Source organism: Enterobacter sp. ECC-019 (assembly GCF_043974075.1).
In the GTDB taxonomy this organism is placed as follows: domain Bacteria; phylum Pseudomonadota; class Gammaproteobacteria; order Enterobacterales; family Enterobacteriaceae; genus Enterobacter; species Enterobacter asburiae_D.
This window is the reverse complement of the sequence record NZ_CP143759.1, coordinates 3,551,366-3,564,309: the sequence shown is the minus strand read 5'-3', so window position 1 is coordinate 3,564,309 and position 12,944 is coordinate 3,551,366. Positions and strand designations below refer to the sequence as shown.

The 12,944-nt window shown below is 56.8% G+C and carries 14 protein-coding genes; 8 read left to right on the top strand and 6 right to left on the bottom strand.

Annotation, left to right across the window (positions count from 1 at the left end):
• Positions 1-42 precede the first annotated feature (42 nt).
• Positions 43-1,776 carry an arginine--tRNA ligase gene (argS, locus tag V1566_RS16915; protein WP_395304060.1) on the bottom strand — a complete coding sequence of 578 codons (1,734 nt, stop codon included), beginning with the start codon at positions 1,774-1,776 and terminating at the stop codon, positions 43-45.
• Between the two features lie 239 nt (positions 1,777-2,015).
• Here argS and V1566_RS16910 point away from each other — a divergent pair, with 239 nt between their 5' ends.
• Together V1566_RS16910 and cutC are read left to right on the top strand one after the other, a co-directional pair.
• Positions 2,016-2,576, top strand: a complete 561-nt coding sequence (locus V1566_RS16910; RefSeq protein WP_395304059.1) for a VOC family protein — start codon at positions 2,016-2,018, stop codon at positions 2,574-2,576.
• A 78-nt stretch (positions 2,577-2,654) separates the two neighbouring features.
• Positions 2,655-3,398 (top strand): copper homeostasis protein CutC, encoded by a 744-nt coding sequence (gene cutC, locus V1566_RS16905; protein WP_395304058.1) that lies wholly within the window; start codon positions 2,655-2,657, stop codon positions 3,396-3,398.
• Positions 3,399-3,660: 262 nt separating this feature from the next.
• Here the strand turns inward: cutC and cmoB are convergent, their stop codons facing one another.
• Genes cmoB through V1566_RS16880 form a run of 5 tightly spaced genes read right to left on the bottom strand, consistent with a single transcriptional unit; the run spans position 3,661 to position 7,241 of the window.
• Positions 3,661-4,632, bottom strand: coding sequence for a tRNA 5-methoxyuridine(34)/uridine 5-oxyacetic acid(34) synthase CmoB (gene cmoB, locus V1566_RS16900; RefSeq protein WP_395304057.1), 972 nt, complete (start codon positions 4,630-4,632; stop codon positions 3,661-3,663).
• Positions 4,629-5,372 (bottom strand): carboxy-S-adenosyl-L-methionine synthase CmoA, encoded by a 744-nt coding sequence (cmoA, locus tag V1566_RS16895; protein ID WP_032647795.1) that lies wholly within the window; start codon positions 5,370-5,372, stop codon positions 4,629-4,631. Before cmoA ends, cmoB begins: the two co-directional genes overlap by 4 nt.
• Before the next feature lie 40 nt (positions 5,373-5,412).
• Positions 5,413-5,808: an MAPEG family protein gene (locus V1566_RS16890; protein ID WP_395304056.1), complete on the bottom strand. Its 396-nt coding sequence runs from the start codon at positions 5,806-5,808 to the stop codon at positions 5,413-5,415.
• A gap of 51 nt (positions 5,809-5,859) precedes the next feature.
• Complete coding sequence (locus V1566_RS16885) at positions 5,860-6,678, bottom strand: DUF72 domain-containing protein (protein ID WP_395304055.1); 819 nt, start codon at positions 6,676-6,678, stop codon at positions 5,860-5,862.
• Positions 6,675-7,241, bottom strand: a complete 567-nt coding sequence (locus tag V1566_RS16880) for a hydrolase (RefSeq protein ID WP_395304054.1) — start codon at positions 7,239-7,241, stop codon at positions 6,675-6,677. The genes V1566_RS16885 and V1566_RS16880 overlap by 4 nt, the downstream gene beginning before the upstream one ends.
• Positions 7,242-7,504: 263 nt before the next feature.
• Between V1566_RS16880 and aspS the strand changes: the two genes are divergently transcribed.
• The 6 genes from aspS (at position 7,505) to ruvB (ending at position 12,760) form a co-directional block, all read left to right on the top strand.
• A complete protein-coding gene (gene aspS, locus V1566_RS16875) occupies positions 7,505-9,277 on the top strand; it encodes an aspartate--tRNA ligase (RefSeq protein ID WP_395304053.1) in 1,773 nt (590 codons plus the stop codon).
• Position 9,278: 1 nt separating this feature from the next.
• A complete protein-coding gene (gene nudB, locus V1566_RS16870; protein ID WP_395304052.1) occupies positions 9,279-9,722 on the top strand; it encodes a dihydroneopterin triphosphate diphosphatase in 444 nt (147 codons plus the stop codon).
• Positions 9,723-9,749: 27 nt separating this feature from the next.
• Positions 9,750-10,490, top strand: coding sequence for a YebC/PmpR family DNA-binding transcriptional regulator (locus V1566_RS16865; protein WP_010432574.1), 741 nt, complete (start codon positions 9,750-9,752; stop codon positions 10,488-10,490).
• A 34-nt stretch (positions 10,491-10,524) separates the two neighbouring features.
• The gene (ruvC, locus tag V1566_RS16860) at positions 10,525-11,046 is read left to right on the top strand and encodes a crossover junction endodeoxyribonuclease RuvC (protein WP_014884319.1); all 522 of its coding nucleotides are present in this window, start codon (positions 10,525-10,527) and stop codon (positions 11,044-11,046) included.
• 80 nt (positions 11,047-11,126) lie between these two features.
• The gene (gene ruvA, locus V1566_RS16855; protein WP_023312236.1) at positions 11,127-11,741 is read left to right on the top strand and encodes a Holliday junction branch migration protein RuvA; all 615 of its coding nucleotides are present in this window, start codon (positions 11,127-11,129) and stop codon (positions 11,739-11,741) included.
• An 8-nt stretch (positions 11,742-11,749) separates the two neighbouring features.
• Positions 11,750-12,760 (top strand): Holliday junction branch migration DNA helicase RuvB, encoded by a 1,011-nt coding sequence (gene ruvB / locus V1566_RS16850; RefSeq protein WP_395304051.1) that lies wholly within the window; start codon positions 11,750-11,752, stop codon positions 12,758-12,760.
• The last annotated feature ends 184 nt before the right edge of the window (positions 12,761-12,944 follow it).

Sequence of the window (12,944 nt, the reverse complement as noted above, 5' to 3'; positions counted from 1 at the left end):
GGGCTAAAAAAACAAAACCCGGCGCCTGCCGGGTTTTTTGTATTACATGCGTTCTACGGTTTCGATACCCAGGGTATCCAGACCCAGCTTCAGGGTCTTCGCCGTGAGCTGCGCCAGCTTCAGGCGGCTGTTGCGGACCGATTCGTTTTCCGCAGACAGAATTGGGCAGTGCTCGTAGAAGCCGGAGAACAGACCCGCCAGATCGTACAGGTAAGCACACATCACGTGCGGCGTTCCGTCACGTGCGACAACCGTCAGCGTCTCTTCGAACTGCAGCAGACGCGCCGCCAGCTGTGCTTCACGATCTTCAGTGATGGTCACGGCAGCATTTGCCAGTAGGCTTTCGTCGATACTGGCTTTACGGAATACCGAGAGCACGCGGGTATAGGCGTACTGCATGTACGGCGCGGTGTTGCCTTCAAACGCCAGCATGTTATCCCAGTCGAAGATATAGTCGGTGGTACGGTTCTTGGAGAGATCCGCGTATTTCACCGCACCGATACCCACGGCGTTGGCCAGTTTTTCCAGCTCATCGGCAGGCATATCCGGGTTCTTCTCTGCCACCAGGCGACGGGCGCGTTCCAGCGCTTCGTCCAGCAGGTCGGACAGCTTCACGGTTCCGCCCGCACGGGTTTTGAACGGCTTGCCGTCTTTACCCAGCATCATGCCGAACATGTGGTGTTCCAGCGGAACGCAATCCGGCACGTAACCGGCTTTACGCACGATGGTCCACGCCTGCATCAGGTGCTGGTGCTGACGGGAGTCGATGTAGTACAGCACGCGGTCGGCATGCAGCGTTTCGTAGCGGTATTTCGCGCAGGCGATATCGGTGGTGGTGTAGAGGTAGCCGCCATCCTTTTTCTGGATGATCACGCCCATCGGTTCGCCTTCCTTGTTTTTGTACTCATCAAGGAACACAACCGTTGCGCCTTCACTCTCAACCGCCAGGTGTTTGGCTTTCAGGTCGGCCACAATACCGGGCAGCATTGGGTTATACAGGCTTTCACCCATTACGTCATCACGGGTCAGGGTGACGTTCAGACGGTTATAGGTAAGCTGGTTCTGAGACATGGTGATGTCAACCAGCTTGCGCCACATCTCGAGGAAATATTGATCGCCGCCCTGCAGTTTTACCACGTAGCTGCGTGCGCGCTCGGCAAAGGCTTCGTCTTCATCGTAGTGTTTTTTGGCTTCGCGGTAGAACCCTTCCAGGTCCGCCAGCGCCATTTCACCCGCGTTTTCCTGCTGCTGTTTTTCCAGGTAAGCAATCAGCATGCCGAACTGGGTACCCCAGTCGCCTACGTGGTTCGCGCGGATCACCTTGTGACCGAGGAACTCGAGCGTGCGCACTGCGGCATCACCGATGATGGTGGAGCGCAGGTGGCCAACGTGCATCTCTTTCGCCACGTTCGGGGCAGAGTAGTCGATTACGACGGTCTGCGCCTCCGGCTGGGACACACCCAGACGGTCAGATTTCAGCGCCGCGTCAACGTGGCTTGCCAGGAATGCAGGCTCAAGGAAGATGTTGATAAAGCCCGGGCCGGCAATTTCGGTTTTGCTGGCAATGCCGGAAAGATCCAGATGCGTCAGTACCTGCTCAGCGAGCTGTCGCGGCGGCATGCCCAGTTTTTTAGCCACTGCCATCACGCCATTAGCCTGATAGTCGCCAAACTGTACTTTTGCTGACTGACGAACCTGCGGTTCGCAATCCGCAGGCGCACCTGCGGCAATCAGTGCCTGACTGACTTTTTCGGAGAGAAGAGCCTGAATATTCACCTGGATACCTTACGTTTTTGATGCGGGCTTACAGCCGCCCGCGCCAGTTAAAGAATTTAGGGCGGGAGTATACTGCAAATGCCTTCTGGCGTCAGCATCGCGGGCCCCGAAGATTGCTCAGAATCCAGGGGGTGAAGGTGTGCATAATCATGCAGTCGCAAAAAGCCGGATTCTGCGGTTGGTCAAAACAGGTCAACAGAGTAAATTAGCGGCTTTGCGACATGAAAAGAGAGTGACTTATGGCGAACTGGCAATCCATTGACGAACTGCATGATATTTCCGTAGATTTACCGCGCTTCACCCAGGCGTTCACAGAACTTGCCACCCGTCTGGGTCTGGATATCGCCCCGCTTGAGGCCGATCACATCTCTTTGCGCTGTCATCAGAATGCCACTGCCGAGCGCTGGCGTCGCGGGTTTGAGCAGTGCGGTGAGTTACTGTCCGAGAACATTATTAACGGTCGCCCCATTTGCCTGTTCAAACTGCATGAACCTGTGAACGTGGCGCACTGGCAATTCACCGTGGTTGAACTGCCGTGGCCGGGGGAGAAGCGCTATCCGCACGAAGGCTGGGAACATATCGAAATCGTCCTGCCGGGTGAGCCGGAGACGTTGAACGCGCGCGCGCTGGCCCTGCTTTCTGACGAAGGCTTAAGCGAGCCGGGAATTTTTGTGAAGACGAGTTCACCCAAAGGCGAGCGCGAGCGGTTGCCTAACCCGACGCTGGCCGTCACGGACGGACAGGTCACGGTGAAGTTTCATCCGTGGACCATTGAGCAGATCGTTGCCAGTGAAGCGTAAGGGATGTGAGTTTACGCCAGGACTGGAAACGGACGGCATGTCATGATGGTTCGTTTAGTGGGATTTCAGGAGGATTAAATGGCGCTGCTGGAGATTTGTTGTTACAGCGTGGAGTGTGCCGTGACCGCGCAAAAGCACGGGGCTGACCGCATTGAATTGTGCGCGGCACCCAAAGAGGGCGGGCTGACGCCGTCCTTCGGCGTATTGAAGTCTGCCCGTCAGGCCGTCACCATTCCCGTGCACCCGATTATTCGTCCGCGCGGCGGTGATTTTTGTTACACGGCGGGCGAGTTCAGTGCCCTGCTTGATGATATCGCGCTCGTTCGGGACCTGGGTTTTCCGGGGCTGGTGACCGGCCTGCTGGATGAAGACGGCAATATCGATCTACCGCGCATGCGTCAGATTATGAGCGCCGCACAGGGGCTGGCCGTCACTTTTCATCGCGCATTTGATATGTGTAAAGATCCGCTTCAGGCCTTTGAAACGCTTGGAGAACTTGGCGTGGCGCGTATTCTGACGTCGGGTCAGCAGGCATCTGCTGAAAAAGGACTGCAATTAATTACGGAACTAAAAGCACATTCCGGTGTTCCAATAATAATGGCGGGTGCGGGAGTCCGCGCCAGCAATCTGGAACGGTTTTTAAACGCCGGGGTAGAAGAGCTGCACAGCTCCGCAGGTAAATGGATACCTTCGCCCATGCGTTATCGCAATACAGGATTGTCAATGTCGACGGATGCTGAAGCGGATGAGTATTCACGCTACGGCGTAGAGGGAGAGTCGGTTGCGGAAATGAAGTCGCTGATTGAGCGCCATCACGTGTAGCAACGTACCGATTTTTACCGCGCATCATGTCGCCCAATATGATGCTTGCTTGTACCAGGCCCCTGCAATTTCAACAGGGGCCTTTTTTTCTCCTTCATATTTCAAGCCGCAGCTGCGTTGGCCGCCTCGCTCACCCCGGTCACTTACTGATGTAAGCTCCCGGGGATTCGCTGCGTTGCCGCCTTGCTGCAACTTGAACTATTTCGGAGAAAACGTGCTACGAGTAGGCCGGGTAAGGCGTAGCCGCCACCCGGCTAAAGGACTACGGCTTGGTCGCAATCAACACCGCACGCATCGGGGCCGGATAACCTTCGATGGTTTTGCTGTGGTCGGCCGGGTCGAGGAACTGCTCCAGCGATTCGGTGATCATCCAGTCGGTGCGGCGCTGCTCTTCGATAGAGGTCACGCTGACATCGGCAATCCGCACATCTACAAACCCGCACTTCTCCAGCCAGTTCTTCAGCGCCAGCGCGGAAGGAATGAAGTAAACGTTGCGCATCTGCGCGTAGCGATCGCCTGGCACCAGAACGGCATGCTCATCGCCTTCAATCACCAGCGTTTCCAGCACCAGCTCGCCGCCGCTGACCAGCTGATCCTTCAATTGCCACAGGTGTTCAAGCGGAGAACGACGGTGATACAGCACGCCCATGGAGAAGACGGTATCAAACGCTTTCAGGGCAGGGAGTTGTTCGATGCCCAGCGGCAGCAGGTGCGCGCGCTGGTCGTTACCCAGCAGCTTGCGCACCGCTTCAAACTGGCACAGGAACAGCTGCATCGGGTCAATACCGACCGCCAGATGTGCGCCCGCGCCGATCATGCGCCACATGTGGTAACCGCTGCCGCAGCCCACGTCCAGAATGGTACGCCCGGTCAGGTCGGAAAGGTGGGGCAGAACGCGATCCCATTTCCAGTCAGAGCGCCATTCGGTATTGATGTTCACGCCATAAAGTGAAAACGGCCCTTTGCGCCACGGCATCAGGTTACGCATCAGCGTTTCGATGCGATTGATCTGCCCGGCCGGAAGCGGCTCTTCGCTCTCGGCGGTTACGCTGTGCAGAAGATCCAGACGATGCGGGATCAGTTCGGGCAGAAACTCCACCGCGTTTGACCACTGCTTTAACAGGCCGTGCTGCTGATCGCGCTGCCAGGCGGCGATCTGCGCGGGCAAGGTTTCCAGCCAGTGGGAGAGCTGGTTTTTGGCAATCAGCTGATAGAAGTTACTGAATTCGATCATGCGGATTCTCCCGCTTTCAGCGCCACCAGAGAGCCAAAGTTAAAGCACTGGAACCACAGTTCGCTGTGCTCAAACCCGGCTTTGCTCAGACGCGCTTTGTGGGTTTCTACGGAATCCGTCAGCATCACGTTTTCGAGCATGCTGCGCTTCTGGCTGATCTCCAGCTCGCTGTAGCCGTTCGCCCGTTTGAAATCGTGGTGCATATTGAACAGAAGCTCGCCAACCTCGGCATCTTCGAAGCTGAATTTCTCCGAGAGCACCAGCGCACCGCCGGGATTCAGCCCCTGGTAAATTTTATCCAGCAGGAGCTGGCGGTCTTCAGGCACCAGGAACTGAAGGGTGAAATTCAGCACCACCATCGAGGCGTTATTGATCTCAATCTCGCGGATATCACCTTCCACCACGTCCACCGGAACAGGGGCTTTGTACGCGTCAATATGGCGACGGCAGCGCTCAACCATGGCCGGGGAGTTATCGACGGCAATGATTCGGCAGCCTTCCTGGTGAATATTACGACGAACCGACAGCGTTGCCGCGCCGAGCGAGCAGCCCAGGTCATAGACCTGCGTGCCGGGTTGAACGAAGCGCTCAGCCAGCATGCCGATCATAGAGATAATATTGGAATAACCGGGAACAGAGCGCTGGATCATATCCGGGAAGACTTCGGCTACCCGTTCATCGAAGGTCCAGTCGCCCAGGCTGGCGATAGGCGCGGAAAAAAGCGTGTCGCGATCTGACATAACGTAAAAATCCGGGAAAAATAAAGTGGCGTATTGTGCGCTAATGGAGGGAGAAAACCAACTCCCACGGCATATACCACAGGTTAGCCAGCACCATCAGCAAAAGCGAACACCAGGTCGCACTCATGCCGGTACGACGCCAGCGGATTAAGCGGTGGTGAAAACCGTAATAGTGCATCAGACGGCCAGCAATAAGAAGCAGACCACAGATGTGCACCATCCAGGTTTCTGCGCCATTCATCTCCATAAAAAGCAGCAGGATTAAGGCTGCGGGGATGTATTCGACCGCGTTGCCATGAATGCGGATAGCGCTTTGTAGCTCTGAAAATCCGCCGTCACCGTACGAGACTCGGTACAGCGTCCTGAGGCGCACAACATCAAATGAAAACTTAATCAGCAGTAATGCACCTAACACCGCATACAGCGCGCTGACCATACAAACTCCCTGTTTTTGGCAGATGGCACTTCACTATGATAGGGGGTGATATCAGAAAAGAGAAGATTGTTGTGGGATGCCAGGGGCGCTGCCCACGGACGGCACCGCAGCCTGTAAGGCCTGCCACAGAGCATCGACCAGTTCGGGGGCCTGGGCGATATCCGGCGTGTGCAAAAAGAGATACGGCGTGGTGGTGTGTTCCCACTTCGCTAACGTTTGCAGCCAGACGGCGAACATCGCCTGATTTTGCTGCATGTTATCGCTGCCGATAAACCTGACCATTGGGTTTTGCGCGGTCACGATGGCGTGGACCGGCACTTTCGGTTTTTTACGCTGCGCTTCAACGATGGCTTCGCTATGGGGGACAGCGCTGTGCACCGGGCGGCTGTCGAGGATCACCCGGTTAACGGAACGCTCAAGCAGGCCGCGATTGAGCGCTTTTTCTGCTTCTCCCTTCGCAAAAAATTCAGGGTGCCTGACTTCAACGCCGTAGGTAAATTCGCGGGGCAGGGCATCGAGGAACTGCCAGAGCGCAGGCATATCGCGCGGGCCAAACGTGGCGGGTAGCTGGATCCAGTACTGGCCGATGCGGTTCGCCAGCGGCGACATGCGCGCGAAAAATTCTTCGGTTAAATCGCCGCAGTTACGCAGCGCGGCGTTGTGGGAAATGGTAGCCGGAAACTTGAAGCAGAAGCGGAAGTCGTCGGTCGTTTGTTCCCGCCAGCGCGCAACAATCTCGGCTTTGGGGAGCGCATACAGGGTGGTGTTGCCCTCGACACAGTTGAAGTGTCGGGCATACTCCTCAAGGCTGGTGATGCCAAGGCGCACCCATTTCGGGTGCGACCACTGGGGCAGGCCTACATACATCATAGCGCGCTGACAATCTCATCCGTGCTGCGCACGCGGCCGATGCGCGGGAAGATATGGGTCATGCTGCCCTGATGCTGTTCCGCGGAGGCCGCGCTGCAGGCATCTTCGGCGATCACCAGGTTAAAGCCCAGCTCCCACGCGTTGCGGGCGGTAGACTCCACGCCGATATTGGTGGAAATGCCGCACAGGATGAGGGTGTCGATGCCGCGACGGCGGAGCTGCAGCTCAAGATCGGTACCGTAGAATGCGCCCCACTGGCGTTTGGTCACTTCAATATCGCTGTCGCGTTTGCCGAGTGAGACCGGGTATGTCCACCAGTTTTCCGGCAGGGCGCGTGCAGGAGCCTGGGCATCAACGGGCTGTTTTAACGCTTCGGCGTAATCCGCAGACCAGCCGACGCGCACCATGACAACAGGCGCACCGCTGGCACGACATGTTTCCGCCAGGCGAGCGGCGCGGCTGACCACGTCATCCGCGGTATGCGGGCCACCGGCGAAGGGCAGAATGCCTTCCTGTAAATCAATCACAACAAGTGCGGTTTTACTGGCATCAAGTGTTAACATCGTTACTCCCGTTAAATTAGTCACTTCCAGACACCATACGACGTGATGGCCTGTTATTGGTCGGATAATTTTGTTAATTTTTGTGAGAATGCGCAATAAGAGTGCAGCAAACGACCGCCTGACCGTGGTTCGCTCTTATCGTCCGGCGGAATTTCCAGTATAATAGCCGCCTTTTTTCATCCAGTTGTGACATACAGAAAGCTGCGACATAGTAGCCTGCATACCAGGCGACATTTAGCCTGCGGCTAATTAAGGGATATCTCATGCGTACAGAATATTGCGGGCAGCTGCGTCAGTCCCACGTCGGACAGCAGGTCACCCTGTGTGGTTGGGTCAATCGTCGTCGTGATCTTGGTAGCCTTATCTTCATCGATATGCGCGACCGCGAAGGTATCGTTCAGGTGTTCTTCGACCCGGATCGCGCAGATGCGTTGAAGCTGGCCTCTGAGCTGCGTAATGAGTTCTGCATTCAGGTTACCGGCACCGTGCGTGCGCGTGACGAGAAAAACGTCAACGCCGACATGGCGACGGGCGCCATCGAAGTGCTGGCGTCCGATCTGGTGATTATCAACCGTGCAGAAGCGCTGCCGCTGGACTCCAACCACGTCAACACTGAAGAAGCGCGTCTGAAATACCGCTACCTGGATCTGCGTCGCCCGGAAATGGCTCAGCGCCTGAAAACCCGTGCGAAAATCACCAGCCTGGTGCGTCGCTTTATGGATGACCACGGTTTCCTCGACATCGAAACCCCGATGCTGACCAAAGCCACGCCGGAAGGCGCGCGCGATTACCTGGTCCCATCCCGCGTTCATAAAGGAAAATTCTACGCGCTGCCGCAGTCTCCACAGCTGTTCAAACAGCTGCTGATGATGTCCGGCTTCGATCGCTACTATCAAATCGTTAAATGCTTCCGCGACGAAGACCTGCGCGCTGACCGCCAGCCTGAATTTACCCAGATCGATGTGGAAACCTCCTTCATGACCGCCGAGCAGGTGCGCGAAGTGATGGAAGCCCTGGTGCGTAGCCTGTGGAACGACGTGAAAGGCGTTGAGCTGGGCGATTTCCCTATCATGACCTTCGCTGAAGCCGAGCGTCGTTACGGCTCCGACAAACCAGACCTGCGTAACCCGATGGAGCTGGTGGACGTTGCAGACCTGGTGAAAGCCGTTGAGTTTGCCGTATTCTCTGGCCCGGCTAACGATCCTAAAGGCCGTGTGGCGGCCCTGCGTGTACCGGGTGGTGCAGCACTGAGCCGCAAGCAGATCGACGACTACGGCAACTTCATCAAGATCTACGGCGCGAAAGGTCTGGCCTATATTAAAGTGACCGAGCGTGCGAAAGGTCTGGAAGGTATCACCAGCCCGGTAGCGAAGTTCCTGAACGCGGACATCGTGGAAGCGATCCTTGAGCGCACCGGCGCGCAGGACGGCGACATGATCTTCTTCGGCGCAGATAACAAGAAAGTCGTGGCGGATGCGATGGGCGCGCTGCGTCTGAAGCTCGGCAAAGACCTGAGCCTGACCGACGAAAACAAATGGGCGCCGCTGTGGGTTATCGACTTCCCAATGTTTGAAGAGGACGGTGAAGGCGGCCTGACGGCGATGCACCACCCGTTCACCTCGCCAAAAGACATGACGGCGGCAGAGCTGAAAGCGGCACCGGAAGACGCGGTCGCGAACGCCTACGATATGGTTATCAACGGCTACGAAGTGGGCGGCGGTTCCGTGCGTATTCACAGCGGTGAAATGCAGCAAACCGTGTTCGGCATCCTGGGCATCAACGAGCAGGAGCAGCGCGAGAAGTTCGGCTTCCTGCTGGACGCGCTGAAATACGGTACGCCTCCGCACGCGGGTCTGGCATTTGGTCTTGACCGCCTGACCATGCTGCTGACCGGCACTGACAACATTCGTGATGTCATCGCCTTCCCGAAAACCACTGCCGCAGCGTGTCTGATGACCGAAGCGCCAAGCTTTGCCAACCCGGCCTCTCTGGCTGAGCTGGGCATTGAAGTGGTGAAGAAGGAAGAGAAAAACTGATATGGCATATAAGCTTCCCGTTTCGGTCCTGGTGGTCATTTATGCAGAAGACACGAAGCGGGTGCTGATGTTGCAGCGGCGCGATGACCCTGATTTCTGGCAGTCGGTTACCGGCAGTCTGGAAGAGGGGGAAACCGCGTCGCAGGCTGCTGCGCGCGAAGTAAAGGAAGAGGTCACCATTGACGTTGCTCGCGAGCAACTGACCCTGAAGGACTGCCAGCGCACGGTGGAGTTTGAAATTTTTAGCCATTTACGTCATCGCTACGCGCCGGGTACCAAGCGCAATACGGAGTCGTGGTTCTGTCTCGCGCTCCCCCATGAACGGGAGATCGTGTTTACCGAACACCTGACCTACCGCTGGGTGAATGCGGCGGACGCCGCCGCACTGACTAAGTCGTGGAGCAACCGGCAGGCGATTGAAGAATTTGTAATTAACGCTGCCTGAAAAGGCGCGCTCTTTGAGGATATTTTTATGGCAGGTCATAGTAAGTGGGCCAACACCAAACACCGCAAAGCGGCACAGGATGCCAAGCGCGGTAAGATCTTTACCAAAATCATTCGCGAGCTGGTGACAGCAGCGCGTCTGGGCGGCGGCGATGCGGGTTCTAACCCGCGTCTGCGTGCAGCGATCGATAAAGCGCTGTCTAACAACATGACGCGCGACACCCTGAACCGTGCTATCGCACGTGGCGTGGGCGGTGATGAAGACGCGAACATGGAAACCATCATTTATGAAGGTTACGGCCCTGGCGGTACTGCGGTGATGGTTGAGTGTCTGTCTGACAACCGTAACCGTACCGTTGCGGAAGTGCGCCACGCGTTCACCAAAACCGGTGGCAACCTGGGCACTGACGGTTCCGTTGCTTACCTGTTCAGCAAAAAAGGCGTCATCTCCTTCGAGAAAGGCGACGAAGATGCGATCATGGAAGCTGCGCTGGAAGCCGGTGCGGAAGACGTTGTGACCTTCGATGACGGTGCTATCGACGTTTACACCGCGTGGGAAGAAATGGGGGCCGTGCGCGATGCGCTGGAAGCGGCTGGCCTGAAAGCGGACAACGCTGAAGTTTCCATGATCCCGTCCACTAAAGCGGACATGGATGCGGAAACGGCACCAAAACTGCTGCGTCTGATCGACATGCTCGAAGACTGCGACGACGTGCAGGAAGTGTACCACAACGGTGAAATCTCTGATGAGGTTGCAGCGACTCTCTAATGAGAGCGTATAAATCCGTTACAGGAGACGCGTGATGTCGATTATTCTCGGGATTGACCCTGGCTCACGCGTCACCGGTTATGGCGTTATCCGTCAGGTGGGACGCCAGCTAACCTACCTGGGCAGCGGCTGTATTCGTACTAAAGTTGACGATCTGCCATCGCGCCTGAAGCTCATTTATGCGGGCGTATCGGAAATCATCACCCAGTTTCAGCCGGACTTTTTCGCCATCGAGCAGGTTTTTATGGCGAAAAACGCCGATTCAGCGCTAAAGCTCGGTCAGGCGCGCGGCGTTGCCATCGTCGCGGCCGTGAACCAGGATTTGCCGGTATTCGAATACGCGGCGCGTCAGGTCAAGCAGACGGTGGTGGGCATTGGTAGCGCGGAGAAAAGCCAGGTGCAGCACATGGTGCGTACCTTGCTGAAGCTTCCCGCAAACCCGCAGGCCGACGCCGCCGATGCGCTGGCGATTGCGATTACCCACTGTCACGTCAGCCAGAACGCGATGCAAATGAGCGAGTCGCGGCTTAATCTGGCGCGAGGCAGGTTACGATAATGAGAAATCAGGCTGGATAAACATCCAGCCTTTTTTTATTATGTCGGCAGTTAATTTCTCCCAGAACGCAGGAGCGTCACGTGATAGGCAGACTCAGAGGCATCATCATTGAAAAACAACCCCCGTTAGTGCTGCTGGAAGTGGGTGGCGTGGGCTATGAAGTCCATATGCCGATGACCTGCTTCTATGAGCTGCCGGACGCGGGCAAAGAGGCGATTGTCTTTACTCAGTTTGTGGTGCGTGAAGATGCCCAACTGCTGTACGGCTTCAATAACAAACAGGAACGCACCCTGTTCCGCGAGCTGATTAAAACCAACGGGGTGGGGCCGAAGCTGGCGCTGGCGATTTTATCCGGCATGTCAGCACCACAGTTTGTGAATGCCGTTGAGCGCGAAGATCCTGCGGCGCTGATTAAGCTTCCGGGTATCGGCAAGAAAACTGCCGAGCGTCTGATTGTGGAGATGAAAGACCGCTTTAAAGGTCTGCATGGCGATCTGTTCACGCCGGCTGCCGATTTGGTACTGACCTCTCCAGGCGGCCCTGCCACGGATGATGACGCCGAGCAGGAAGCGGTTGCCGCGCTGGTGGCGCTGGGCTATAAACCTCAGGAGGCCAGCCGTATGGTGAGCAAAATTGCCAAACCGGACGCCAGCAGTGAAACCCTGATTCGCGAAGCGCTGCGCGCTGCATTGTGAGGTAAAGGATGATTGAAGCAGACCGCCTGGTATCGGCAGGCACCCTTCAGGCAGAAGACGTGGTGGATCGTGCGATTCGCCCAAAGCTGCTTGATGAGTATATCGGCCAGCCGCAGGTTCGTTCCCAGATGGAGATTTTCATCCAGGCGGCAAAACTGCGCGGCGATGCACTCGATCACCTGCTGATTTTTGGCCCTCCGGGTTTGGGGAAAACTACGCTGGCGAATATCGTCGCCAATGAAATGGGCGTCAACCTGCGCACCACCTCCGGCCCGGTGCTGGAGAAGGCGGGCGATCTCGCTGCGATGCTGACCAACCTCGAACCGCATGACGTGCTGTTTATCGATGAGATCCACCGCCTGTCACCGGTGGTGGAGGAAGTGCTCTATCCGGCGATGGAAGATTACCAGCTGGATATCATGATCGGTGAAGGCCCGGCCGCGCGCTCCATCAAAATCGATCTGCCGCCGTTTACCCTGATTGGCGCTACCACCCGCGCCGGGTCGTTGACCTCTCCGCTGCGTGACCGTTTCGGCATCGTGCAGCGTCTTGAGTTTTACCAGGTGGCGGACCTCCAGCACATCGTTGGCCGTAGCGCCCGCTATATGGGGCTGGAAATGAGCGAAGAGGGCGCGTTTGAAGTGGCGAAACGTTCCCGCGGTACGCCGCGTATCGCCAACCGCCTGCTGCGCCGCGTGCGTGACTTTGCCGAAGTGAAGCATGATGGCACGATTTCCGCTGAGATCGCCGCTCAGGCGCTGGATATGCTGAACGTCGATGCCGAAGGCTTTGACTATATGGACCGTAAACTGCTGCTGGCGGTGCTGGATAAGTTCTTTGGCGGCCCGGTCGGGCTGGATAACCTGGCGGCGGCTATTGGGGAAGAGCGTGAGACGATTGAAGATGTGCTGGAGCCGTATCTGATCCAGCAGGGCTTCCTGCAGCGCACCCCGCGTGGACGTATGGCAACGGTGCGGGCGTGGAATCATTTCGGCATTACGCCACCGGCAATGCCGTAAATAATGCCAGTTACCCGGCCTTGTATTATCCTTCCGTGCAGAAAGAACCGGCCAGTACTTTCTGCCATGCAGTCCACATGCCGTACCCGGCCTTAGGCCACGCGCCTGTGTTGTAGATCCCTGCAGTGGACTGCACCTTCTCCACAAGTGACAAACCGGACAGTATCATGGACCGGTTTTCCCG

Coding starts and splice junctions, on each gene's coding strand:
- nudB (WP_395304052.1), top strand. CDS start 9,279: ATGGCATATAAGCTTCCCGTTTCGGTCCTGGTGGTCATTTATGCAGAA.
- V1566_RS16910 (WP_395304059.1), top strand. CDS start 2,016: ATGGCGAACTGGCAATCCATTGACGAACTGCATGATATTTCCGTAGAT.
- aspS (WP_395304053.1), top strand. CDS start 7,505: ATGCGTACAGAATATTGCGGGCAGCTGCGTCAGTCCCACGTCGGACAG.
- cutC (WP_395304058.1), top strand. CDS start 2,655: ATGGCGCTGCTGGAGATTTGTTGTTACAGCGTGGAGTGTGCCGTGACC.
- V1566_RS16885 (WP_395304055.1), bottom strand. CDS start 6,678: ATGATGTATGTAGGCCTGCCCCAGTGGTCGCACCCGAAATGGGTGCGC.
- V1566_RS16880 (WP_395304054.1), bottom strand. CDS start 7,241: ATGTTAACACTTGATGCCAGTAAAACCGCACTTGTTGTGATTGATTTA.
- V1566_RS16890 (WP_395304056.1), bottom strand. CDS start 5,808: ATGGTCAGCGCGCTGTATGCGGTGTTAGGTGCATTACTGCTGATTAAG.
- ruvB (WP_395304051.1), top strand. CDS start 11,750: ATGATTGAAGCAGACCGCCTGGTATCGGCAGGCACCCTTCAGGCAGAA.
- V1566_RS16865 (WP_010432574.1), top strand. CDS start 9,750: ATGGCAGGTCATAGTAAGTGGGCCAACACCAAACACCGCAAAGCGGCA.
- ruvC (WP_014884319.1), top strand. CDS start 10,525: ATGTCGATTATTCTCGGGATTGACCCTGGCTCACGCGTCACCGGTTAT.
- cmoB (WP_395304057.1), bottom strand. CDS start 4,632: ATGATCGAATTCAGTAACTTCTATCAGCTGATTGCCAAAAACCAGCTC.
- cmoA (WP_032647795.1), bottom strand. CDS start 5,372: ATGTCAGATCGCGACACGCTTTTTTCCGCGCCTATCGCCAGCCTGGGC.